Raw genomic sequence first — 23,084 nt, 5'->3', positions numbered from 1 at the left:
AACGCCACCACCGACGGATCCGTGGAGAACGAAGGGCGGCGGCCCTCCTGTGGAGAGACCGCCGCCCGAGACCGCCGCCCGAAGCAGAACCGGAGACCTACCCCCGCGCCCGCGTCGCGATGTTCACCAGCCGCGGCGCCCGCACGATCACGTTGACGACCTCCCGGTCGCCGACGCTGCGCGTCACCGCCTCCGACCCGCGCGCCAGAGCCTCCAGCTCGTCCGCGCTGATCTTGGGCGACACCTCCAGCCGGTCGCGGACCTTGCCGTCGACCTGGACGACGGCCGTCACCGACTCCTCGATCAGGAGGGTCGGGTCGGGCTTGCGCCACTGGGCCAGCGCCACGGACGGCTCGTAGCCCAGCTGCGCCCACATGTCCTCCGCGGTGTACGGCGCGAACAGGTTCAGCGCCATCGCGGTGACCTCTGCGGCCTCGCGGACGGCCGCGTCGGCCGGCCCGGCGCCGGTGTCGATCGCCTTACGGGTGGCGTTCACCAACTCCATCAGGCGAGCGACGACGACGTTGAACTTGAAGGCCTCCACCAGCCCCGGCGCGTCGGCGAGGAAGCGGTGGGTGACGCGGCGCAGCGCCGGGTCCCCGGTCTTCCACACCACATCGGGCGCGCTGGTCACGTCGTGGGCGATGCGCCAGGCGCGTGCCAGGAACTTGGCGCTGCCGGCCGGCGACACGTCCGCCCAGTCGATGTCGTCCTCCGGCGGGCCGGCGAACGCCATCGTCAGGCGCACCGCGTCGACGCCGTGCTCGTCGAGCTGCTCCGACAGCTTCACCAGGTTGCCGCGCGACTTGCTCATCGCGGAGCCGTCCATCAGCACCAGGCCCTGGTTCAGCAGCGCGGTGAACGGCTCGGTGAAGCTGATCGAGCCCATGTCGAACAGCACCTTGGTGATGAACCGCGAGTACAGCAGGTGCAGGATCGCGTGCGTCACGCCGCCGACGTACTGGTCGACGGGCGCCCACTTCTCGGCCTCGCGCGGGTCGAACGCCTGCGTGGCGTCGTTCGGCGACAGGAAGCGCAGGAAGTACCACGACGAGTCCACGAAGGTGTCCATCGTGTCGGTGTCGCGCTTCGCCGGCCCGTCGCAGTTCGGGCAGGAGACGTTGACCCAGTCGGAGGCGGCGCCCAGCGGGCTGGTCCCCTTCGGCTGCAGGTCCAGGCCCTCCGCCGGCGGCAGCGTGACCGGCAGCTGATCCTCCGGCACCGGCACCTCGCCGCACTGCTCGCAGTGGATGATCGGGATGGGCGTGCCCCAGTACCGCTGACGCGAGATCAGCCAGTCGCGCAGGCGGAAGTTCTTCGCCGGCGCGCCGAGGCCGGACCCCTGCAGCGCCTCCGTCACGCGGCGGATCGCGTTCGACTTGCTCAGCCCGTCGAACGGGCCGGAGTTGATCAGCCGGCCCTCTCCGGTCAGCGCGACGCCGGTCTCGACCGGGCTCTCCAGCTGCACGTCGTCCGGCAGCACCGGCTCGCCCGTCTCCGGGTCGACCGGGATGATCGGCATGGCGCCCGTCACCGGCTGCGTGGTGTCGACGACCACCCGCACGGGGAGGTCGAAGGCGCGGGCGAAGTCCAGGTCGCGCTGATCGTGCGCCGGCACGGCCATGATCGCGCCGTGGCCGTAGTCGCTCAGCACGTAGTCGGCCGCCCAGATCGGGATGCGCTCGCCGGTCAGCGGGTTGACGGCGTGCCGCTCCAGGAAGACGCCGGTCTTCTCGCGCTCGGTGCTCAGCCGGTCCATCTCGGTCGTGCCGCGCACGACCTCCAGGTAGTCCTCGAACCGCTTGCGCACCTCCGGCCGGGCGTCCCGCACCAGCTCGGCGGCCAGGTCGGAGTCGGGGGCGACGACCATGAAGGTCACGCCGTACAGGGTGTCGGGACGCGTCGTGTAGACGGTCACCGGCTCCTCGCGGCCCTCGATCGCGAACTGCACGTCGGCGCCGGTGGAGCGGCCGATCCAGTTGCGCTGCATGCTGATCACCTTGGACGGCCAGGCGCCCTCCAGCTGCTTCAGGTCGTCGAGCAGGCGGTCCGCGTAGTCGGTGATGCGGAAGTACCACTGGGTCAGCTTCTTCTTGGTGACCAGGTTGTCGCACCGCTCGCAGCGGCCGTTGACGACCTGCTCGTTGGCCAGCACGGTCTGGTCGAAGGGGCACCAGTTGACCTGGCTCGCCTTGCGGTACGCCAGGCCCTTCTCGTACAGCTTGAGGAACAGCCACTGGTTCCAGCGGTAGTAGCCGGGGTCGCTCGTCTGCAGCACGCGGTCCCAGTCGAAGCTGGGCGCGTAGCGGCGCATGCTCGCCTTCTGCTGGGCGATGTTGTCGTTGGTCCAGCCGTTCGGGTCGAGACCGCGCTTGATCGCGGCGTTCTCGGCCGGCAGGCCGAAGGAGTCCCAGCCGATCGGGTGCAGCACGTTGAAGCCCTGCTGGCGCCAGTAGCGGGCGATGACGTCGCCGAGCGCGTACGCCTCCGCGTGACCCATGTGCAGGTCGCCGGAGGGGTACGGGAACATGTCGAGGATGTACTTGCGCGGGCGCTTGTCCGCCGGGTCGTCCGTCGCGAACGGCCGGAGCTCGTCCCAGACGGGCAGCCACTTGCTCTGGATGGCCGCGAAGTCGTACTGCGCCTCCGCCGCGGCCGTGCTCCCTGAATCCTGCTGGTGTGCCACGTGACTCCCAAGATGTGTTGTTGCGCTGCCGGCCGGTGCGCGGCGGGCAGGAGAAGACGTCGGGCAGGGGTGGCCCGAGCATCCAGACTACTAAAGGTTCACCTCAGTCAACGCGGGAGGCTTCCGTCGCGTTCCCGGCACCGATGGCCGCGAGCAGGGCGCGCGCCTTGACCCGGACCTCCGCCACCTCCTCGGCGGGGACGGAGAGCGCTGTGATGCCGCCGCCCGCGCCGATCGTCGCGGTGCGGCCGTCGAGGACGACGCTGCGGATGACCATCGCCAGCTCGGCTCCGCCGTCGAGCCCGAACCGGCCGAAGCAGCCGGCGTAGGCGCCGCGCGGGCCCGCCTCCAGGTCGTGCAGGATGCGCATGGCGCTGAGCTTGGGCGCGCCCGTCATCGACCCGGCGGGGAAGCACGCCGCGACCGCGTCGACCGCCCCGAGTCCGGGCTGCAGCCTCCCCTCGACCGTGCTCACCAGCTGGTGCACCTGGGCGTAGCTCTCGACGGCGAGCAGCCGCGTCACGGCGACGGAGCCCACCTCGCACACCCGGCCGAGGTCGTTGCGCATGAGGTCGACGATCATGACGTTCTCGGCCTGCTCCTTCTCGCTCGCCTCGAGCTCGGCGCGCTGGGCGAGGTCGGCGGCGACGGTCGCGCCGCGCGGGCGGGTGCCCTTGATCGGCCGCGTGCGGACCCGGCCCTCGGGCGTCACCAGGAGGAACTGCTCCGGTGACGAGCTGACCAGGGTGCGGCCCTGGATCCGGAGGAGGCCGGCGTGCGGCGCGGGGCTCGTCCGCCGCAGGCGGAGGTGCACGGCGAGCGGGTCGGCGGCGGTGGCCGCGGTCGCGGTGTTCGTGAGGCAAAGCTGGTAGGCGTCGCCCGCGCGGATGGCGCTCTGGCAGGCGGCGAGGAGGTCGAGGTACGCGGCGTCGGTGTGGCGCCAGGTCGCGGAGGCGGGAGGGACGGGGTGGGCGCGCTCGTAGGCGGCGGCGGTGCCGGGAGTGGCGCGGAGGGTGTGGAGCCGGCGGGAGGCATCCTCACCCCAGGCGAGCGCCTCCGGATCGTCGGTGGTCATCAGCGCCGCCGTGCCGGTGGTGTGATCGAACACGACGGCGCGGTCCACCAGCAGGAAGGCCGCATCCGGCGCGGCCGTCGCCGCGACCGGGATGCCCAGCGCCGCGGCGCCGGCCTCGTAGCCGAGTACGCCGAACCAGCCGAGCGGACTCCCCGGGGCGTGGCGGGGGCGGGAGGCGAGGTCCTCGCGGAGCGCGGACAGGATGTCGCCCGGCCCGGTGCGTCCGTCGAGCGTCACGGTGCCGTCGGCGACCGAGGAGGTCAGCACGATCCTCCCGGTGCCGAGGATGCTGCGGCCGTGGGTCGCGCCAGGACCGGCGTCGAGCCACACCGCGTCGCCCGTGGCTGGTGCGGACGAGCCTCCCGCGTCCCCGAACAGCACGACGAACGCGTCGGCCGGGTCGATCCCGGCGCCGAGCTGCTGCACGCGGAGCGGGGCGACCACCGACTCAGCCTAGGGCGCGCGCGCAGCCGCGCCGAATGCGCCGTCAGCCGGGGCCGCTAGCCTGGCGGGATGGATGCGGTCAGCACACTCTCCGACTGGGCCGGCGGCACGCTGGTGGTCCAGGACAGCTGCGAGGTCGTCGAGACGGAGCTGCTGGTCGCCGACTCGTTCCTCCTCTCGGGCGGGCGCGTGCTCGCACTGCCGCTGCACCGGTCCCGGTTCGTGGAGTCGGCGCGCGAGCAGGGCTGGCGCGATCGCGCCGACCTCGACCGGTTCTGGGAGGCCGCGATCGCTTCCCTGCCCCGCGATGGCGACTGGTTCCCGCGCCTCGAGCTGGTCCGGCAGCGCGACGCGTTGCGGCTGCGCGCTCGGCTGCGGCCGGCTCCGGAGCTGCACAGGGAGGTCGTCGTGGCCACCGCCGCCGACGATCCGCGCCGCACGCCGCACCTGAAGGGGCCCGACATCGACCGGCTCTCCGTGCTCCGCCAGCGCGCCCAGCGGAAGGGTGCGCAGGAGGCGGTGATCCTCGACGAGGGCTTCGTCTCCGACGGCGCGACAACGGCGCTGCTCTGGTGGCGCGGCGAGACGCTGTTCGCCCCTCCGCTCTCCCTCGCCCGGGTCGACAGCGTCGCGGCCCGCACGGTCCGCGGCATCGCGGCCGCGCTGGGGGTCGTGGTCGACGAGGAGGAGGCCTCGCCCGCACAGCTCGACGGCGTCGTGCTGTGGGCGGTGAACGCTCTGCACGGCATCCGGGCGGTCACGCGCTGGGTCGACGGCCCGCGCCTCGCGCAGGACCCGGCCCGCACCGACGCCTGGCGCGCCCGCTTCACGACGCTCGCGCGGCCCCTCCCGGCCTCCCCGACCCCCGAACGGTGATCGAGTTGCCACGACACGCCGCCAGGACGGGGATGGAGGCGGCGTGTCGTGACAAGTATCGGGCGGCGGGCGTCACGCGGCAGTGGTCAGCGTCCCGGCCCTCAGGTGGGCGGTGCGCGTGATGAGGTCGCGCGGCACCTCCGTGTGCGAGATGAGCAGCACGGTCCTGCCGTCCTCCGCCGCCGTGCGGAGGATGTCGCGCACGACCAGGTCGGCCGCGCCGGGGTCGACGTTCGCCGTCGGCTCGTCGACCACGAGCACGGGGAAGTCCGCCAGCAGCGCCCGCGCCAGCGCGATCCGCTGCGCCTGACCGCCGGAGACCAGCGCTCCCCGCTCCCCGAGCGGCGTGTCCAGCCCGACGCGCGAGCGTGCCCAGTCGCCGAGCCCGACCCGGTCGAGCACCGCGAGCAGCTCGTCGTCGGTGGCGGTGTCCCTGGCGAACAGGAGGTTCTGCCGCAGGTCGGCGTCGAACAGGAAGGGCTGCTGTTCGCACAGCCCGACGATGCGGCGCACGTCGTCCTGGCGAGCGTCGCGTGCCTCCACGCCGCCGATCGTGTACCGGCCGTCGTAGTCGATGAACCGGACGAGGAGGTGCGCGAGCGCCGTCTTGCCCGCTCCCGTCGGTCCGGTCAGCAGCACCCGCTCCCCCGGCCGCAGCACGAGGTCGACATCGCGCAGAACGTCGACGCCCTCGTCGTCGGGCCAGTGCGCGGATACGCCCTCCAAGCGCACCTCTGGCACGCCGTCAGCAGCCAGCGGGAGGGCCTCCGAGCGGTCGACGGGCACTCCGGACGGCAGCTCCGCGGGGGCGGTCGCCGCGATGCGCTCGGCGCTCGTGCGCACCTGGCGCCAGGCGCCGAGGGCGGTCGGCACCATCCCGAACACCTCGAACACCGCCAGCGGCAGCAGCGCGACGACGGCGAGCTGCGGGCCGTCGATCCGCCCGTCGCCGAGCGCGGGGATGCCGGCGACCAGGCCGAGCAGGGTCGCGCCGCCCGCGAGGACGGACACCGCGGCGGCGGTGAGCCCCAGCCCGGCGGCCCGGCGCCGGACCGCGCGGGTGAGCCGGTCGCTCGCATCCGTGACCCCACGCTGCGCCGAGCCGAGCGCGCCGAACGCGGTCAGCACGTCGGCCGAGCGCACGAGGTCCAGGATGCGGGCCGACAGGTCGGCGCGCAGCGGGGCGATAGAGCGCTCGGCGCTGCCCGCCGCCCAGCGGTTGATCAGCGTCCCCACCACCGCGGCGCCGGCCAGCGTCAGCAGGAGCACGGCTCCCGCCTCCGGCAGCACCAGGAAGGCGGCGACGACGCTCACCAGCACCACCACGGCCGAGGTCGCCAGCGGCTGGACGACGCGCAGCGCATGGTTCTGCAGGTCGTCCACATCGTCGGCCAGCCGGGAGAGGAGGTCGCCGTCGCCACGAGCGCGCCCGGCGCCGACCTCGACCCCGCCCGCCGCGCGTCCGCGCAGCCCGTCCGGCGCGAGGGGCACGAGCCGCGTGTACAGGGCCGTGCGGATGCCGGGGAGCTGCCGGAATGCGGCGTCGTGCCCGGCGAGCCGCTCCAGGTAGCGGAAGAAGGCGCGCCCGAGCGCGAACGCCCGCACGCCCACCACGGCGGCCGTCAGGTACATGATCGGCGGCTGCTCGGCCGCCCGCGTGATCAGCCACGCCGAGACGCCGAGCAGGGCCACGGCGCTCAGGGCGCTGAGCGCACCGAGGGCGATGGCGCCCCACAGCCGACGCGCCGGGGGCAGCGCCTGCCGCAGGATGCCGCGGGCGTCGGCCGAGAGGCGGGCGGACCCGCGCCCGGCGGCGCTCCCGCTGACGGCGGCGCTCCCGGCCCGGTGCTCAGACATGCGCGACATCCTTCCGCTCGACGTTCGACCCGGCGGGAGACGCGATGACCTCCGCGCCGCTCACCCGCATCACCCGGTCGGCGGCCGCCGCCACCGCCTCCCGATGGCTGACGACCAGCACCGCGGCTCCCTTTTCGGCGACCCGCCGCAGCGAGGCCAGGAGGCGCGCCTCCGCCTCCGCGTCGAGGGCCGACGTCGGCTCGTCGAGCAGCAGCACCGGGCATCCACCCGCCCGCAGCCGGTACAGCGCGCGGGCGACGGCGACCCGTTGGGCCTGCCCGCCGGACAGCCCGGCTCCGGCAGGGCCCAGCACCAGCTCGTGGTCGAGCTCGGGCGCGGCCGCGTCGCACAGCGACCGCCGCACGAGGGCGATGTCGGGCTCCGCGGCGCCGAGCGCGACGTTCTGCGCGATCGATCCGGCGATCAGACCGGGGCGCTGACCGGCCCAGGCGACGGCGTCGAGCCTCCCCGCCGGGTCTTCGCGCCCGCCCGCACCGATGCGACCGGCGTACGACGCGAAGCCGAGCACGGCCGCCAGGAGGCTGGACTTGCCCGCTCCGCTCGGCCCGGTGAGCGTGACCACCTCGCCGGGACGGACCTCCGCCGAGAACGGCCCCACCGCGACACGGTCGTCGTACGCGACGGAGACCCGCTCGAAAACCAGCCCCGTGGCGGCGACGGAGACCGGCCGCCCGCCGGCATCGGAGGCGGCAGCGTCCGCCGCCTCCAGCACCGCGAAGGCCCGGCCTGCCGCCTCGATGCCCTCGGCGGCGGCGTGGTAGCTCGCGCCGACGTTGCGCAGCGGCAGGAACGCCTCCGGCGCCAGCAGCAGCACGAACAGCCCCACCGACAGGTCGAGCGAGCCTCCGACCAGGCGCAGGCCGATCGTCACCGCGACGAGCGCGACCGAGAGGCTGGCCGCCAGCTCGAGCACGAAGCCCGACAGGAACGACATGCGCAGCACCTTCATCGTCCGCACCCGGTAGTCGTCGCTGATCGCCCGGATGCGGGCCTCCTGCCGGTGCTGCCGGCCGAACAGCTTCAGCGTGGAGAGGCCGCCCACGACGTCGAGGAACCCGCGGGACAGCCCGGCCAGCGCCTCCCACTGCCGCTGCTGCGCCGCCTGGGTCGCCCAGCCGACGAGCATCATGAAGACGGGGATGAGCGGCAGCGTCAGCACCACGATGATCCCGCTGGTGAGGTCCTGCGAGCCGATGACGAGCACGAGGACGGGCATCGCCACCGCGGTCGCGACCAGCTGGGGCAGGTACTTCCCGAAGTAGCCGTCGAGGGCGTCCAGCCCGCGCCCGGCGACCAGGGCGACATCGGTGCTGGAGCGCTGTCGCAGCCAGGCGGGGCCGAGCCGCCCGACCGCCGCCATGAGCCGCTCGCGCAGCTGCCCGACCACCGCGGCCCCGCCGCGCGCCGCGACCGCGTCGACCGCCCAGACCACCGCGCCGCGCGCCGCGACGACGACCGCCAGGCCGGCGACCAGCGGCGTGAGCGCCGTGAGCGGCTCCCCCGCGATCGCCCGCACCACCAGCTGCGTCACCAGCCACGAGAAGGCGATGACGAGCGCGGTCTGCGCGAACGTCAGCGCCGCACCGGCGGCGAGGGTGCCGCGGGTGGCCGTGGCATAGCGCAGCAGCCGGGGGTCGAGCGGACGCACGTCAGGCCTCCACGGCTTCCGCCGCGCCGGCGTCCTGCGGGATGTGCGAGCGGGTGACCCGCTTGCGGAAGATCCAGTAGGTCCAGCCCTGGTACAGCAGGATGAGCGGCAGGAAGATCACCGCGACCCACGTCATCACCGTGAGCGTCGTGTCGGTGCTCGACGCGTTCGCGATCGTGAGGCTGTTCTCCGGGTTCGGCGACGACGGCATGACGTTCGGGAACAGGGCCGAGAAGAGCGACACGACGGCCAGCGCGATCGTCGCGGCCATGAGGCCGAACGACCAGCCCTCGAGCCCGCGCAGGTTGGCGATCCACGAGCCGACGAGAGCCAGCGCTGCGAGCCCCGCGAGAAGCAGGAACAGCGGCGAGAAGTGCGCGATGCCGGTCCAGAGGAGGAACGCGGCGGCGACCACGATCGCGGCGGCTCCCGAGCGGGTCGCCAGCCGGCGCGCCCGCTCGCGGATCGCGCCGTCGGTCTTGAGCGAGACGAACACCACGCCGTGCGTGAAGAAAAGCAGGAGGGTCGTCAGGCCGCCCAGCAGCGCGTACCCGTTCAGGAGGTCGAACAGCGTCCCCGTGTAGTCGTGGTTCGCGTCGAGCGCCACGCCCTGCACGATGTTCGCGAAGGCGACGCCCCACAGGAAGGCGGGAAGGGCCGAGCCGATCACGATCATGGTGTCGAAGCGCCGCTTCCACGCCGCCTCCGGCCGCTGGTGCCGGTACTCGAACGACACCCCGCGCAGGATGAGCGCGATCAGGATGAGCAGCAGCGCCAGGTAGAAGCCGCTGAACAGGGTGGCGTACCACTCGGGGAACGCCGCGAAGAGGGCGGCGCCTCCCACGATCACCCACGTCTCGTTGAGGTCCCAGACCGGGCCGATGGTGTTGATCAGCACGCGCCGGTCGGTGTCGTCGCGGCCGAGGAACGGCAGCGACATCCCGACGCCGAAGTCGAACCCGTCGAGCACGAAGTAGCCGACGAAGAAGAAGGCGACGATGCCGAACCAGAGAACTGCGAGATCCATGTCGTGTGCTCCTTCTTCCTCAGTAGACCGTCGCGACCGGGACCGGCTTGCCGGCCTCGTCCAGGTGCTCGTCGATGGGGGCGGGGCCCTTCTGCGCTGCGCGCTTGATCAGCTTGAACTCGACGACGGCCAGGGCGCCGTACACCGCGGTGAAGGCGATCAGCGAGATCAGCACCTCGAGTCCCGTGGTGCCGGGTGAGACGCCGTCGGCCGTCTTCATCAGGCTGAACACGATCCACGGCTGGCGGCCCATCTCGGTGAAGATCCAGCCGACGATCATGGCGGCGAGCGAGAGCGGCATCGCCCAGATCGCGATCCGCCACATCCAGCGGTACTTCGGGGTGCGGCCCTTGCGGGTCAGCCAGAGGCCGACGACGGCGACGAGGATGTGCAGCATCCCGAGGCCGATCATCCAGCGGAACGACCAGTAGGTGACCCAGATGATCGGGGTGTAGTCGCCCGGTCCGTACAGCTGCACGTACTGCGCCTGGAGGTCGTTGATGCCCTCGACCGTGCCGTTCAGCGTGTGGGTCGACAGGAACGAGAGGAGGTACGGGATGCGGATGGAGAACAGCTCGTGCACGCCGTCGGGGGTGCCGAGGGTGAACAGCGAGAACGACGCGTCGGCGCCGGTCGAGGTCTTGTAGAGCGCCTCCGCCGCGGCCATCTTCATCGGCTGCGTCTCGACCATCGCGAGACCGAGCTGGTCGCCGCTCAGCACCGTGCCGAGTCCGGCGCCGATCATGAGCCAGGCGCCGAACTTCAGCGCGGGGCGCATGGTCTCGAGATTCTGATTCCGCGAGAGATGCCAGGCGGCGACGGCGATGATCAGGCCGGCCGAGACCATGAAGCAGGCGAAGATCGTGTGCGGGAACGCCGCCAGCGCGACTTTATTGGTCAGCACGGCCCAGATGTCGCTGAGCTCCGCGCGTCCGCGCTGTTCGTTGAGCGTGTAGCCGACCGGGTTCTGCATGAAGGCGTTCGCCGCGATGATGAAGTACGCCGAGAGCACGCTGCCCACCGCGGTGACCCAGATGGTGGCGAGATGCAGGCCCTTCGGCAGCTTGTCCCAGCCGAAGATCCAGAGCCCGATGAAGGTCGCCTCCAGGAAGAAGGCGAGCAGGCCCTCCAGGGCCAGCGGGGCGCCGAACACGTCGCCGACGAAGCGGGAGTAGTCCGACCAGTTCATGCCGAACTGGAACTCCTGAACGATGCCGGTGACGACGCCCATCGCGAAGTTGATCAGGAAGATCTTGCCGAAGAAGTGGGTCAGCTGCAGGTAGTGCGGCTTGCCCGTCCGGTACCAGGCCGTCTGGAAGATCGCGACACAGGTCACGACGCCGATCGTCAGCGGCACGAACAAGAAGTGGTAGATCGTCGTCAGTCCGAACTGCCAGCGGGCCAGCAGCAGCGGATCCAGGAGCTCGTTCACACGGCACACCCTTCGCGGATCGAACTTCTACACGTCGTAGAAGCTCTTCTTCTACAGAGTGTAGAACATTTCCAGCCGCGCCGGGTTATCCTGGGATCGTGGCGAATCTCGGAGAATTGGAGCGGGCTGTCATGGACGCCCTCTGGGCGGTGGAGACCCCGCTCAGCGCTGGCGAACTGCGCGACAGACTGGCAGGCGCGCGCGACGGCGGCAAGACCCCGGCGCTGACGACCGTGCTCACCGTGCTCTCCCGCCTCGAGCAGAAGGGCTTCGTGTCGCGCGACCGCGACGCGCGCCCGCACCTCTACTCCGCCGCCCTCACCCGCGCCGGCCACGTCGCCGAGCTGATGCACGAGGTGCTGGAGTCCTCCTCCGACCGCACGGAGGCGCTCGCGTACTTCGTCGGGTCGGTGGACGAGTCGGAGGCGCAGATGCTGCGCCGCCTGCTCGACGCCCGGTCGTCGTAGCGCCGGTGACCGCCGTCGACGGCACCGCCGTGGTGCTGGGACTGCTCGCGATCGCCCTCGCCTGGCCGGTGCCGCTGCTGCTCGCGCGTGCGAAGTGGCCGGCGGCCGCGCCCGTGCTCGCCGTCGCACTCTGGCAGTCGATCGCGCTCGCGGGTGGCATCTCCATGATCGGATCGCTGCTGGTGGCCGGGCTGGAGCCGTTCGGCGACGACCTGTGGAGCCGGATCGGCGGCGCAGCGGCGTCGGTGTTCCACGGTCCCCTGCCGGCCGACGCCACCCTCCTCAACGCCTTCCTGCTCAGCGCCGCCGTGCTGCTCACCGCGCACCTCCTGCTGAACCTGGCCCTGACCTCCGCCCGCAGCCGCCGGCAGCGGCACCGCCACCTCGAGCTGCTGACCCTGCTCAGCTCTCCCCTGCCCGACGCGCCGGCCACCCGGGTCATCGACCACCCGGCACCGGCGGCCTACTGCCTGCCGGGCGCCCGCAGCGTCACGGTGCTCTCGGAGGGCATGATCGCGCTGCTCAGCCCCGAGCAGCTGGAGGCCGTGGTCGCGCACGAGCGCGCTCACCTGCGGCAGAAGCACCACCTCCTGCTCGACGCGTTCCGCTCGTGGAAGCGGTCCCTCCCCTGGTTCCCCATCGCGACCCGGGCCCAGGATGCCGTGGCGCTGCTGCTGGAGATGCTGGCCGACGACACCGCGCGCCGCGCCGAGGGCGACGCCGTGCTGGCCCACGCCATCCGCATCGTCGACGAGACCGGCACGGCCGGGACGGCCCTCGGCGCCCCCAAGGACCAGCGCACCCCCGAACAGCGCCGCCAAGCCCTGCTGGCCCGCGAGGAGCGGCTCGTCGCCGGCCACCGCACCGTCGGACCGATGCTGCGCGCGACCGTGATCGCCACCACTGCACTCCTGGTCGCGGTGCCACCGCTGCTGGTGCTGCTCAGCTAGCGCGCAGCCTCCGCCCGGGTGCCGCCCAGTAGCATCGTCGCTATGCCCACCCAGCCGCGCGGCCCGCGCGACGACACCGCCGCCTCCTCATGAACGACGCGCTCACCTGGCTGCTCGACCTGATCCAGGGGGTCGACCCGCTGCTGCGCACGATCCTCGCCGGTGTCGCGATCATGCTCGAGACGAGCATCCTGATCGGGCTGATCGTTCCCGGCGACACCGTGGTGCTGGTCGCGAGCACGGCGGTCGGCAACCCAGTCGAGTACGTCGGGCTCGTGGTCGCCGTCATCGTGGGGGCGCTGTGCGGCGAGTCGATCGGTTTCGCGCTCGGCCGCTTCTTCGGGCCGCGCATCCGCGCCAGCCGGCTCGGGCGGCGGCTCGGGCCGCAGAACTTCGACCGCGCGGAGGCGTACCTCGCCCGGCGCGGCGGGATCGCGGTCTTCCTGTCCCGCTTCCTGCCGGTGCTGCACTCGCTCATCCCGCTCACCGTCGGCATGAGCCCGATGCGCTACCGCACCTTCATGGCCTGGACGGCGCCGGCCTGCGTGATCTGGGCGTTCGCCTACGTGAGCGTGGGCTCGGCCGCGGCCGGCGGCTATCGCGAGCTCTCGCGCGAGCTGCACTGGGCGGGCTACGTCTTCGTCGCCGTGATCGCCGCCTTCATCGTGATCGTCTTCCTGGTGAAGAAGATCCTGCAGAAGCGGGAGGCCCGGCACATGGCCGCAGAGGACACGACTGCGGCGGCCCGGAATCCCGAGCCGCCGCAGGTCGACGAGCGCTGACGCCCGCCGGAAGGAGCCTCCCGCCTACTTGATCGGGTGGTCCTCCAGCCACTTCTTCGCCGCCGCGTCGGGCTGCGTCTTGCTGTCGCCCTGGTTGTCTGCGTTGAGGTCGATGAGGTCCTCGGTGGTGAGCTCGGCCGACACCTTGTTGAGCACCTCCTTGACCTTCGACGACGCCTTCTCGCTGTTGATCAGCGGGAGGATGTTCTGCGCCGCGATCAGGTTCTTCGGGTCCTTCAGGGTGACGAAGCCGTTGTCCTTGATCGCGGGGGTCGTGGTGTAGATGTCCGCCAGCTGCACGTCGCCGTTCTTCAGCGCCGTGACGGTCAGCGGGCCGCCCGAGTCGTTGATCGGGGTCAGCGTCGCCGAGACGCCGTACGCCGCCTTGAGGCCCGGGATGCCGTAGGGCCGGGTCTCGAACTCGGGGTTCGCGCCCACCTTGAGCGGCTCGGTGACCTTGGAGAGGTCGGCGAGGCTCGTGACGCCCCACTTCTCCGAGAACTCCTTGGTGACGTTGTAGGAGTCGGCGTCCTGCGCCTTCGACTGGTCGAGCACCTCGAAGCCCTTCGGCAGGGCGTCGTTGAGGGCGGCGTAGACGTCCTCGCTCGAGGTCGCGGTGCTGTTCTTGTCGTAGAACTGCAGCAGGTTGCCGCTGTACTCCGGGATCAGGTCGATGGAGCCGTCCTGCAGCGCCTTGAGGTAGACGTCGCGCTGGCCGATGCTCGGCTTGTATGCCACCTTGACGCCGTTGGCCTCGAGCGCCTGGCCATAGATCTGCATGAGGATCTCGGACTCGCCGAACGCGGCCGAGCCGACGGTGACGGTGTCGCCGGACGACGACGCGCTCTCGGTGCTGAAGGCGCCGCCCCCGCCGGAGGAGCAGGCGCTGAGCCCGAGCAGGGCGCCGGCCGCGAGCACGCCGGCGGCGATGCGGCCCTTTCTGGATGCGAACATGATCTTCTCTCTTCTGTGGTGTGGTGCGTCGGGTCGGGAAAGTCGTAGGGGTTCAGGAGGTCCGGGTTCGGGAGGTCCGGGTTCAGGAGCTCAGAAGGGCTCCCGACCGGGAGTGGTGACACCGAGCGGGCGCCACGGGTCCTTCTGCTTGCTGCGCACGTCGCGCACGCGCCCCGCGGCCACGCCGCGCGGGACGACGACGCGCTGCAGCAGCGCGAACAGCCCGTCGACGACGAGGGCGAGGGCGACGACGATGATCGAGCCGCCCAGCATCTCGGCGTAGTTCTGCACCGGGAGCCCGTCGATGAGGTAGCGGCCGAGGCCGCCGACCGGCAGGATCGCCGCGACGGTCCAGGTCGCGATCACCTGCAGCGCCGCCGAGCGCACGCCGCCGATCACGAGCGGCAGACCGAGCGGCAGCTCCACCTTGGTGAACACCTGCCAGCTCGTCATCCCCACCGCGCGGGCGGCGTCGATCGTGCGCCGGTCGACGGACTCCAGCCCCGAGTACGCGCCGGCGAGCAGCGGCGGGATGGCGAGGATGGTCAGCGCGATCAACGGCGGCACGATCGAGATGTTCGCCATGATCAGCGCCAGGTACACGACGAGGCCGAGCGTCGGGAGCGCGCGCAGCGCACCGGAGGCGCCGATCGCGATCCCGCGCAGCCGCCCGGAGTGCCCGATCGCGAAGCCGATCGGCAGCGCGATCGCCGACGCGAGCACGAGGGTCAGGAACGAGTACCAGATGTGCTCGAGCGTGCGCGCCGGGATGCCGTTGGCGCCCGCCCAGTGCGCGGGGTCGAAGATCCACCCGAAGGCGGCGAGGATGTCGGTCATGCGCCGGTCACCGCCTTCATGGCGGCGGACCGCTTCAGCCGCCCCGTGCGCCGGTCGGTCCGCGACCACGGCAGCAGCAGCCTCCCGAGCAGCACGAGCACCAGATCGAAGACCAGCGCGACGATCATGATGGCGACGATGCCGACGCCGACCTCGAACGGGAAGTAGCGGTTCAGCCCCTCCACGAACAGCGTGCCGAGATTGGAGACGCCGATCAGCGACCCGACGCTCACCAGGCTGACCGTGCTGACGGAGACGACGCGCAGGCCCGCGAGCAGCACCGGTCCGGCGAGCGGCAGCTCCACCGCCCAGAACCGGCGCCAGGTCGAGAAGCCGACGGCGGTCGCCGACTGCAGCACGTCGCCCTCGACCGAGGCGAGCGCGTCGGCCGTCGTGCGCACCATGAGCGCGAGCGCGTAGATGCTCAGCGCGACCACCACGTTGATCGGGTCGAGGATGCGCGTGCCGATCAGCGCAGGCATCGCGACGAACAGCGGCAGCGACGGGATCGCGTACAGGATGCCGCCGATGGTCAGCAGCGCCGGCCGGCTGAGGGCGTAGCGGTTCGCGAGCCACCCGATCGGGAGGGACAGCACGAAGCCGATGACGATGGGCAGCGCGCTCAACCAGACGTGGGTCAGCGTGAGCCCCCACACCAGGTCGAGGTTCGACCAGAGCCAGCTCACGTCCGGCCCTCACCCTGCGCCGCAGCACCCGCGACCGGGAGGGTCGCGGCCTTTGCTCCGGAGACACCGGCGGCGGCGCCGTCGGTGCTGGACGCCGGCGCGTCGGCCAGCCGTCCTGCCGCACGCCCGTCGGCGTCGACGAGCACGGAGCCCGTCGGCGTCGACTCCACGTGCAGCGCGCGCCGGCCGCGGTCGGCCCCGATGAAGGAGGCGACGAACTCGTCGGCCGGGTGCGCGAGAATCTCGGCGGGAGTGCCCTGCTGGGCGACGATCCCTCCGGTCCGGAAGATCACGACCTGGTCGCCGAGCCGGAAGGCCTCGTCGATGTCGTGGGTGACGAACAGCACGGTCTTGCCGATGTCGCGCTGCAGCCGCAGCAGCTCGTTCTGCAGCTCGTCGCGGACGATCGGGTCGACGGCGCCGAACGGCTCGTCCATCAGCAGGATGTTGGGGTCGACCGCGAGGCCGCGGGCGACGCCGACGCGCTGCTGCTGGCCGCCGGAGAGCTGGCTCGGATAGCGGTCGGCCATCGACCGGTCGAGGCCGACCGTGTCCATGAGCTCGAGCGCCCTCGCCCGCGCCTCCTTCTTCTTCACGCCGTTCAGCAGCGGGACCGTCGCGATGTTGTCGACGACCTTGCGGTGCGGCAGGAGGCCCGAGTTCTGCATGACGTAGCCGATGCTGCGACGCAGTGCGACGGGCTTCAGCCGCTGCGCGTCCTCGCCGTCGATCTCGACGACGCCGCTCGTCGGGTCGACCATGCGGTTGACCATGCGCAGGATGGTCGTCTTGCCGCTGCCGGACGAACCGACCAGCACGGTGATCCGACGTGACGGGACGACGAGCGAGAAGTCGTCGACCGCCAGCGTGCCGTCCGGGAAACGCTTGGTCACGGAGCGGAACTCGATCATCGCGGGTCCGATCCTCTCGTGTGCGCCGCCCTCTCAGGCGGCTCGGCCCGGGCGGGACGGCGGGCGCCATCCCTTCTACCCAAACAGCGTTCGTCGCGTTGCACAACGATTGCGTCGAATTGTGTTCGGCGCCGAACGCTCTTCGGATGCAGCGTCGCACGGACCGCCGACATTCCCGGACGGGAGGAACCGGTGCGGAGGCGGTGCTCAGCCCTCCGACGAGTACCGCTTCTCGAGGTAGTCGCGCGCCACCGTGCGCGCCTCGGCGATGTACTTCTCGTCGCCGGCCGGGTCGTCGAGGAAAGCGCGGTTGATCAGCGCATCCATGATCTCGACCACGATCTCGAGGCGGAACGCGAGGTCCTCGCCCGCGGGGAGGCCGTACTCGTCGGAGAGGATGTCGGCGAACTGCCGCGCGAACGACACGTCGCGGGCCACCTCCTCCTCCGGCACTCCCGAGCGCTCGGCGTCGGTGAAGCGGATGATGCGGAAGCCCGTCTCGGTGCGGAACATGTCGACGAAGGCGTCGATCGCGCACTCCACCGCGTTCCACCAGTGCGCGGGGTTCTGCTCGTGGATGGCCGCGACCACCGAGCGGCGGTAGCGCAGCAGCGCGCGGTCGCGCAGGGCCTGCAGCAGGACGATCCGGTCCGGGAAGTAGCGGTACACGGTGCCGATGGAGGCGCCGGCGCGCTCGGCGACCATCGCGGTGGTGAGCCGGTCGAAGCCGATCTCGTCGACCACCTCGGCGGCCGCGTCCAGCAGCGCGTCGATCCGGGCGGCGCTGCGCTCCTGGATCGGCTCGGTGCGCACGAGCGCGGCTCCGACGGTGTTCTGACCGGCGACCAGATCGTTGATGGGCACGAGGGCGGCTCCTTCTCTGCGTTTCTGCGTTCTCGTGATGGGTCCCCAGCCCAGTGTGGCGACGATTCCCTATCGCTACACAACGGATCATATTCGGGGAAACCTCACTTCTGCACGGGAATCGCCTTGAACTCGTCGCAGAATCGGCCCCAAATCGGGGGCTGGTGATCGTCTTCCTGCACTCCATGAGAGACTTGAAGCTCTATGACCGCAACCCCCGACCCCCACGGCCAGGAGCACGGCGGCCCCGCCTCCGGCGCTCCCGTCGCCCGGGCGGTCGAGCCGATCATGCACCGCGCCGCGCGCATCGAGGACGCCTTCCACGAGTTCCGCGCCCGCCGCGCGCGCAAGCGCGGGTTCCTCGCGACGGTCGTGCCGTACACCGGCTACGGCGCTCCCACCTGGGTCCGCATCCTGGGCCGCGTGGTCCTGGCGAAGGAGCCGAAGCCGGGCAGCCGCGCCGAGCGCAAGCACCGCAAGCGCGAGGAGTCGATCAGGGGCTGGAGGTCGTTCATCAGCGTGCCCGTCTCGGACGTGACGGTGACGGTCGAGATCGAGGGCGACCGGCACGAGGTCCGGCCGGACCGCGGCGGAGTGATCGACACGGTCATCCCCGTCTCGCTGACGCCCGGCTGGCACACCGTGCGGCTGACCACGCCCGAGTCGACCCGCGTGTTCGAGGCGCCGGTGTTCGTGGTCGACCCGAAGGCGACCTTCGGCATCATCTCCGACATCGACGACACGGTCATGGTCACCGCGCTCCCCCGGCCGCTGCTCGCCGCCTGGAACACCTTCGTGCTCGACGAGCACGCCCGCGTCCCCACGCCCGGCATGTCGGTGCTGCTGGAGCGGCTCGCCGCCTCCCATCCCGGAACCCCGGTCTTCTATCTCTCTACCGGCGCCTGGAACGTCGCGCCGACGCTCACCCGCTTCCTGTCGCGCAACCTGTTCCCCGCCGGTCCCCTGCTGCTGACCGACTGGGGGCCGACGCACGACCGCTGGTTCCGCAGCGGCCGCGAGCACAAGCGCACGAGCCTCTCCCGGCTGGCCGAAGAGTTCCCCGGCCTCAAGTGGCTGCTGATCGGCGACGACGGCCAGCACGACGAGCAGCTGTACGGCGAGTTCACGACCGCGCATCCCGGCAACGTCGCTGCTGTCGCCATCCGCCAGCTCTCCAGCGGGGAGGCGGTGCTCGCCGGCGGACGTTCGAAGGCCGAGAAGCACAGCGAGCTCTTCGGCGCGCCATGGGTGTACGCCAACGACGGCCAGGGCATCAGCGAGCAGCTGAAGGCGCTCGACATCCTGCCGTAGCCCGCGGATCCCGCTGGGCCACGCACATCCGAGCCCGGATGTCGGTGGTGGACGGCATACTGTGGCAATGGCCAGCCGAGCGGACCTCCTCCGGATGCGGCGCCTCGCGCACGCGATCGACGGCGAGCGGGAGGCCGACCCGGCCGCCGTCGCCCGTCGCCTCCTCGCCGTGCAGGCGCAGGACTTCGCTGCCGGCTGCTGGGCGCTGGCCGTGCGCACCGGCGGCGCAACGCGCGCCGACGTGCTCGCCGACCTCGACGCCGGCCGCATCGTGCGGTCGTGGCCGATGCGCGGCACCCTCCACTTCGTCCCGCCGGAGGACCTCCGCTGGATGCTCGGCGTGACGACCGCGCGCATGGTGCAGGGGCTGGCGAACCGGCACCGGCAGCTCGAGCTCGACACCGCCGACCTCACCCGCGCCCGCGATATCGCGGTCGACGCGCTCAGCGGCGGCCGGAGCCTGGGCCGCGCCGAGATGCAGGAGGTGTGGGAGCGCGCCGGTATCGCCACCACCGGGCAGCGCGGCTACCACCTCATCTACTACCTCGCGCAGACGGGCGTGCTGTGCTGGGGTCCGACGCACCGCACCCAGCAGGCGCTCGTGCTGCTCGACGAGTGGGCTCCGCGACGCCGCGATCTCACCGGCGACGAGGCGCTGGCCGAGTTCCTGCTGCGCTACCTCGCGGGCCACGGCCCGGCGACGCTCCAGGACTTCGTCTGGTGGATCAAGGGCACGATCACGGGTGCCCGCGCGGCCCGTGCCCTCCTCGCGGACGCGCTCACGACCCTCACCGTCGATGGCACCGAGTACCTCGTCACGGCCGAGCTCGCCAACCGCGCGGCCGCGACGGCCGAGACCCGCGCCGAGCGCGAGGCCGTGCCGCTGCTCCCCGCCTTCGACGAGTACCTCCTCGGCTACCGGGACCGCTCCGCCGTGCTCGACGAGGAGCTGTTCGAGAGGATCGTGCCGGGCGGCAACGGCATCTTCCAGCCCATCCTCGTCGCGCGCGGCCGCGTCGCCGGCACCTGGCGCCGCTCCGGGGCAGAGGTCGTGCCGGAGCCGTTCACGCCGCTCACGGCCGCGCAGCAGCGCGCCGTCGCCCGCTCGGCGGCCGCGTACCGGAGGTACGCCGGCTGAGCGACGCGCCCGGCCGGCCGCCCGCGCGGGGCCGCCCCGCCCACGCACGCGCCCGGAGCCGCCGCCACCGATGCTCGACGCGTCCGACCGTCCCCCCAGAGCGACGCTCCCGGGCGGCCGCCACGGCTGAGCGACGCGCCCGGCCGGCCCGCCCGCGCGGACTAGCCTGGAGCAGTGGCTCTGAGACTCCCCGTCGGCATCCGCGCCGCCAGCAGGACGCCGTTCCTGCAGGTCGTCAAGAGCGCGGTCGCCATGGTCATCGCCTGGCTGGTCGCCGGTTTCCTGGTCCCGGGCGAGCTGCCGGTGTTCGCGGCGATCGCAGCCCTCCTCGTGGTGCAGCCGAGCGTCAACCAGTCGATCGGCCGGGCCATCGAGCGGTCGATCGGGGTCGTCGTGGGCGTGGTCGTCGCCTACGCCGTCGCGCTGCTCTTCGGGACGAACAGCTGGATCGTGCTCGTCGCTGTCGTCATCTCGGTGCTGCTCGCATGGGCGCTCAAGCTCACCCCGGGCTCGGCGAATCAGGTGCCGATCAGCGCCATGCTCGTGCTCGCGATCGGCGCCTCCGACCCCGAGTACGCCTTCGCGCGGATCGGCGAGACCATCGTCGGCGCGATCATCGGCGTCATCGTCAACATCGCGCTCGTCCCGCCCGTGCTCACCGGACCGGCGCGCGTGGCGGTCACCGGCCTCGGCGCGGAGATCGCCGCAACGCTCGACCGGCTGGCCACCGCGCTGACGACCCCGCAGACCGCGGCGGATCTCCACGGGCTCCTGCTGGAGGCGCGGCTGCTGCGGCCGATGGAGGCGAAGGCCGACCAGGCGCTCACAGCGGCGCGCGAGAGCCTCACCCTCAACCCCCGCCAGGGCCGGCACCGGGCGGAGCTCGAGCACGACGACGAGCTGTTCGCGCGCCTGAAACCGCTGCTCACCCGGTCGATCGGCATGACCCGCGCCCTGCACGACCATTACGACGACGGGCTCGCGGGCGAGCCGACCCTCGTCGCCATCGCCGAGGAGCTGCGCCGCGCCGCGCACGACGTGCGCCTGATCTCGCGCGACCCCGACGCCCCGGTCACCGAGCCGTCGACGGAGACCGCTGGCATCCCGGCACTGACCGCACCGCTGGTGATCGCGACGCCCGACCCTCGGCACTGGATCCTGCTCGGCTCCCTGATGGAGGACCTCCGCCGCATCCACTCGGAGCTCACCGGCGACCCCGCCGCCTAGCCGCCACCGGCCGCCAGCCGTCGAGCACAGAAAAAACGTCGCCGATCCGGGGGAAGGGCGACGTTCTTCCTGTGCTCGGCGGCTAAGCGGCCGAACGGGGTCAGCGGGTCAGCTCGGCGATGGCCTCGGTCAGCGGGAGCGTGCGGCGGTCGCCGGTGCGGCGGTTCCACAGCTCGACCTCGCCGGTGGCGGCGCCGCGGCCGACGACCAGCACGCGCGGCACCCCGAGCAGCTCGGCGTCGCCGAACTTCACGCCGGGCGACACCTTGGGGCGGTCGTCGTAGAGCACGTCGAGGCCGGCGGCCTCCAGCTCCGCCGTCGCCTGCTCGGCCACGTCGAAGGCGACCTGGTCGCGTCCGGCGGCGACCACGTGCACGTCGAACGGCGCGACCGCCTCCGGCCAGATCAGGCCGCGGTCGTCGTTGTTCTCCTCGGCGATGATCGCGAGGATGCGCGTGACGCCGATGCCGTAGGAGCCCATCGTCACGGTGACGAGCTTGCCGTTCTCGTCCAGCACCTTCAGCCCCAGGGCCTCCGCGTACTTGCGGCCGAGCTGGAAGACGTGGCCGATCTCCATGCCGCGGGCGAGCTCCACCGGGCCGGAGCCGTCGGGAGCGGGGTCGCCCGGCTTGACCTCGGCGACCTCCACGACGCCGTCCCAGCCGAAGTCGCGCCCGGCGACGAGGCCGAAGACGTGCTTGCCGTGGACGTTCGCGCCGGTGATCCAGCCCGAGCCGTCGACCACGCGGGGGTCGACGACGTAGCGGATGCCGGTGGAGGCCTCCTCGCCCAGCACCGGACCCTCGGCCGACCAGGGACCGATGTAGCCCTTCACCAGGCCGGGGTGCTTCGCGAAGTCCTCGTCGGTGGCCGCGTCGACCTCCGCCGGTGCGAAGGCGACCTCGGCGCGCTTGAGGTCGACCTCGCGGTCGCCCGGCAGTCCGACGACGACCAGCTCGCGGGCGCCATCGAGGTGGGTGAGCGCGAGCACGACGTTCTTCAGCGTGTCGGCGGCGGTCCACGCGCGCCCGTCCGGCCGCGGGTGCTTCGCGTTCGCGACGTCGACCAGCGTCTGAATCGTCGGCGTGTTCGGGGTGTCGAGCACCTCCGGCGGGGTGAGCTTCTCGTACGAGCGGGTCGGCGGTGCGAGCGTGGTGAACGCCTCCACGTTGGCAGCGTAGCCGCCGGCCGAGCGGACGAAGGTGTCCTCGCCGACCGGGGTCGGGTGCAGGAACTCCTCGCTGCGCGAGCCTCCCATCGCCCCGGCGTCGGCCTGCACGATCACGTAGTCGAGCCCGAGCCGGCTGAAGATGCGCTCGTACGCGTCGCGCTGCGCCTGGTAGCTCGCGTCGAGGCCGGCGTCGGTCGCGTCGAACGAGTAGGCGTCCTTCATGGTGAACTCGCGGCCGCGCAGCAGGCCGGCGCGCGGCCGGGCCTCGTCGCGGTACTTGTCCTGGATCTGGTAGATCGTCAGCGGGAGGTCCTTGTACGACGAGTACAGGTCCTTCACCAGCAGGGTGAACGCCTCCTCGTGCGTGGGCGCGAGCAGGTAGTCGGCGTCCTTGCGGTCCTTCAGCCGGAAGAGCGCGTCGCCGTACTCCTCCCAGCGGCCGGTCGCCTCGTAGGGCTCGCGCGGCAGCAGCGCAGGGAAGTGCACCTCGTGCGCGCCCGCGGCCGTCATCTCCTCGCGGATGATCGCCTCGATCTTGCCCTTCACGCGCAGCCCCAGCGGCAGCCACGCGAAGATGCCCGGCGCCTGGCGGCGGATGTACCCGGCGCGGACCAGCAGGCGGTGGCTGGTGACCTCGGCGTCGGAGGGGTCTTCACGGAGGGTGCGGAGGAAGTAGTTGCTCAGGCGTGTAGGCACCGTTCCATGTTAGAGGGCGCGGGA

At 72.0% G+C, this 23,084-nt stretch carries 19 protein-coding genes; 7 read left to right on the top strand and 12 right to left on the bottom strand.

What is annotated here, in order from left to right; all coding sequences use genetic code 11:
• Positions 1 to 97: 97 nt before the first annotated feature.
• Positions 98 to 2,686 carry a leucine--tRNA ligase gene (gene leuS / locus P5G50_RS12260; protein WP_301208591.1) on the bottom strand — a complete coding sequence of 863 codons (2,589 nt, stop codon included), beginning with the start codon at positions 2,684 to 2,686 and terminating at the stop codon, positions 98 to 100.
• 103 nt (positions 2,687 to 2,789) lie between these two features.
• Positions 2,790 to 4,205 carry an anthranilate synthase component I family protein gene (locus P5G50_RS12255; RefSeq protein WP_301208593.1) on the bottom strand — a complete coding sequence of 472 codons (1,416 nt, stop codon included), beginning with the start codon at positions 4,203 to 4,205 and terminating at the stop codon, positions 2,790 to 2,792.
• A gap of 69 nt (positions 4,206 to 4,274) precedes the next feature.
• Here P5G50_RS12255 and P5G50_RS12250 point away from each other — a divergent pair, with 69 nt between their 5' ends.
• Positions 4,275 to 5,081, top strand: coding sequence for an aminotransferase class IV (locus tag P5G50_RS12250; RefSeq protein WP_301208595.1), 807 nt, complete (start codon positions 4,275 to 4,277; stop codon positions 5,079 to 5,081).
• 72 nt (positions 5,082 to 5,153) lie between these two features.
• Here P5G50_RS12250 and cydC read toward each other — a convergent pair whose 3' ends face one another.
• From cydC to P5G50_RS12230, 4 genes are read right to left on the bottom strand one after another with little or no spacing between them, the layout of a single operon-like run.
• On the bottom strand, positions 5,154 to 6,938 hold the full coding sequence (gene cydC, locus P5G50_RS12245; RefSeq protein WP_301208597.1) for a thiol reductant ABC exporter subunit CydC: 1,785 nt from the start codon (positions 6,936 to 6,938) through the stop codon (positions 5,154 to 5,156).
• Positions 6,931 to 8,607, bottom strand: coding sequence for a thiol reductant ABC exporter subunit CydD (cydD, locus tag P5G50_RS12240; RefSeq protein WP_301208599.1), 1,677 nt, complete (start codon positions 8,605 to 8,607; stop codon positions 6,931 to 6,933). The genes cydC and cydD overlap by 8 nt, the downstream gene beginning before the upstream one ends.
• Position 8,608: 1 nt before the next feature.
• Positions 8,609 to 9,634, bottom strand: a complete 1,026-nt coding sequence (cydB, locus tag P5G50_RS12235; protein WP_301208601.1) for a cytochrome d ubiquinol oxidase subunit II — start codon at positions 9,632 to 9,634, stop codon at positions 8,609 to 8,611.
• A gap of 19 nt (positions 9,635 to 9,653) precedes the next feature.
• A complete protein-coding gene (locus P5G50_RS12230; protein WP_301208603.1) occupies positions 9,654 to 11,066 on the bottom strand; it encodes a cytochrome ubiquinol oxidase subunit I in 1,413 nt (470 codons plus the stop codon).
• Between the two features lie 98 nt (positions 11,067 to 11,164).
• On the opposite strand from P5G50_RS12230, the gene P5G50_RS12225 reads away from it, so the two are divergent.
• From P5G50_RS12225 to P5G50_RS12215, 3 genes are all read left to right on the top strand, one after another.
• Positions 11,165 to 11,533, top strand: coding sequence for a BlaI/MecI/CopY family transcriptional regulator (locus P5G50_RS12225; RefSeq protein WP_301208605.1), 369 nt, complete (start codon positions 11,165 to 11,167; stop codon positions 11,531 to 11,533).
• A 5-nt stretch (positions 11,534 to 11,538) separates the two neighbouring features.
• Positions 11,539 to 12,483, top strand: a complete 945-nt coding sequence (locus P5G50_RS12220) for a M56 family metallopeptidase (RefSeq protein ID WP_301208607.1) — start codon at positions 11,539 to 11,541, stop codon at positions 12,481 to 12,483.
• A gap of 89 nt (positions 12,484 to 12,572) precedes the next feature.
• On the top strand, positions 12,573 to 13,265 hold the full coding sequence (locus P5G50_RS12215) for a DedA family protein (protein WP_301208609.1): 693 nt from the start codon (positions 12,573 to 12,575) through the stop codon (positions 13,263 to 13,265).
• A 24-nt stretch (positions 13,266 to 13,289) separates the two neighbouring features.
• Here the strand turns inward: P5G50_RS12215 and P5G50_RS12210 are convergent, their stop codons facing one another.
• The 5 genes from P5G50_RS12210 to P5G50_RS12190 form a co-directional block, all read right to left on the bottom strand.
• On the bottom strand, positions 13,290 to 14,219 hold the full coding sequence (locus tag P5G50_RS12210) for an ABC transporter substrate-binding protein (RefSeq protein ID WP_301208611.1): 930 nt from the start codon (positions 14,217 to 14,219) through the stop codon (positions 13,290 to 13,292).
• 90 nt (positions 14,220 to 14,309) lie between these two features.
• Complete coding sequence (locus P5G50_RS12205) at positions 14,310 to 15,056, bottom strand: ABC transporter permease (protein ID WP_301208613.1); 747 nt, start codon at positions 15,054 to 15,056, stop codon at positions 14,310 to 14,312.
• The gene (locus P5G50_RS12200) at positions 15,053 to 15,742 is read right to left on the bottom strand and encodes an ABC transporter permease (RefSeq protein ID WP_301208615.1); all 690 of its coding nucleotides are present in this window, start codon (positions 15,740 to 15,742) and stop codon (positions 15,053 to 15,055) included. Before P5G50_RS12200 ends, P5G50_RS12205 begins: the two co-directional genes overlap by 4 nt.
• Positions 15,739 to 16,653 (bottom strand): ABC transporter ATP-binding protein, encoded by a 915-nt coding sequence (locus tag P5G50_RS12195; RefSeq protein ID WP_301208617.1) that lies wholly within the window; start codon positions 16,651 to 16,653, stop codon positions 15,739 to 15,741. Before P5G50_RS12195 ends, P5G50_RS12200 begins: the two co-directional genes overlap by 4 nt.
• 207 nt (positions 16,654 to 16,860) lie before the next feature.
• Positions 16,861 to 17,517, bottom strand: coding sequence for a TetR/AcrR family transcriptional regulator (locus P5G50_RS12190; RefSeq protein WP_301208619.1), 657 nt, complete (start codon positions 17,515 to 17,517; stop codon positions 16,861 to 16,863).
• 288 nt (positions 17,518 to 17,805) lie between these two features.
• On the opposite strand from P5G50_RS12190, the gene P5G50_RS12185 reads away from it, so the two are divergent.
• From P5G50_RS12185 to P5G50_RS12175, 3 genes are all read left to right on the top strand, one after another.
• On the top strand, positions 17,806 to 18,828 hold the full coding sequence (locus P5G50_RS12185) for an App1 family protein phosphatidate phosphatase (protein ID WP_301209394.1): 1,023 nt from the start codon (positions 17,806 to 17,808) through the stop codon (positions 18,826 to 18,828).
• A gap of 67 nt (positions 18,829 to 18,895) precedes the next feature.
• Positions 18,896 to 19,966, top strand: coding sequence for a winged helix DNA-binding domain-containing protein (locus tag P5G50_RS12180; protein ID WP_301208621.1), 1,071 nt, complete (start codon positions 18,896 to 18,898; stop codon positions 19,964 to 19,966).
• A 180-nt stretch (positions 19,967 to 20,146) separates the two neighbouring features.
• The gene (locus P5G50_RS12175) at positions 20,147 to 21,193 is read left to right on the top strand and encodes an FUSC family protein (RefSeq protein WP_301209395.1); all 1,047 of its coding nucleotides are present in this window, start codon (positions 20,147 to 20,149) and stop codon (positions 21,191 to 21,193) included.
• 100 nt (positions 21,194 to 21,293) lie between these two features.
• On the opposite strand, the gene P5G50_RS12170 is transcribed toward P5G50_RS12175, so the two are convergent.
• Complete coding sequence (locus tag P5G50_RS12170) at positions 21,294 to 23,060, bottom strand: proline--tRNA ligase (RefSeq protein ID WP_301208623.1); 1,767 nt, start codon at positions 23,058 to 23,060, stop codon at positions 21,294 to 21,296.
• Positions 23,061 to 23,084: the final 24 nt, after the last annotated feature.

This window comes from Leifsonia williamsii, assembly GCF_030433685.1.
In the GTDB taxonomy this organism is placed as follows: domain Bacteria; phylum Actinomycetota; class Actinomycetes; order Actinomycetales; family Microbacteriaceae; genus Leifsonia; species Leifsonia williamsii.
This window is presented reverse-complemented; position numbering and strand designations above follow the sequence as displayed.

Excerpts from the sequence above, each read along its gene's own strand:
- P5G50_RS12185 (WP_301209394.1), top strand. The coding sequence starts at position 17,806 with ATGCACCGCGCCGCGCGCATCGAGGACGCCTTCCACGAGTTCCGCGCC.
- P5G50_RS12195 (WP_301208617.1), bottom strand. The coding sequence starts at position 16,653 with ATGATCGAGTTCCGCTCCGTGACCAAGCGTTTCCCGGACGGCACGCTG.
- P5G50_RS12210 (WP_301208611.1), bottom strand. The coding sequence starts at position 14,219 with ATGTTCGCATCCAGAAAGGGCCGCATCGCCGCCGGCGTGCTCGCGGCC.
- P5G50_RS12215 (WP_301208609.1), top strand. The coding sequence starts at position 12,573 with ATGAACGACGCGCTCACCTGGCTGCTCGACCTGATCCAGGGGGTCGAC.
- P5G50_RS12205 (WP_301208613.1), bottom strand. The coding sequence starts at position 15,056 with ATGACCGACATCCTCGCCGCCTTCGGGTGGATCTTCGACCCCGCGCAC.
- P5G50_RS12250 (WP_301208595.1), top strand. The coding sequence starts at position 4,275 with ATGGATGCGGTCAGCACACTCTCCGACTGGGCCGGCGGCACGCTGGTG.
- P5G50_RS12180 (WP_301208621.1), top strand. The coding sequence starts at position 18,896 with ATGGCCAGCCGAGCGGACCTCCTCCGGATGCGGCGCCTCGCGCACGCG.
- cydB (WP_301208601.1), bottom strand. The coding sequence starts at position 9,634 with ATGGATCTCGCAGTTCTCTGGTTCGGCATCGTCGCCTTCTTCTTCGTC.
- cydC (WP_301208597.1), bottom strand. The coding sequence starts at position 6,938 with ATGTCTGAGCACCGGGCCGGGAGCGCCGCCGTCAGCGGGAGCGCCGCC.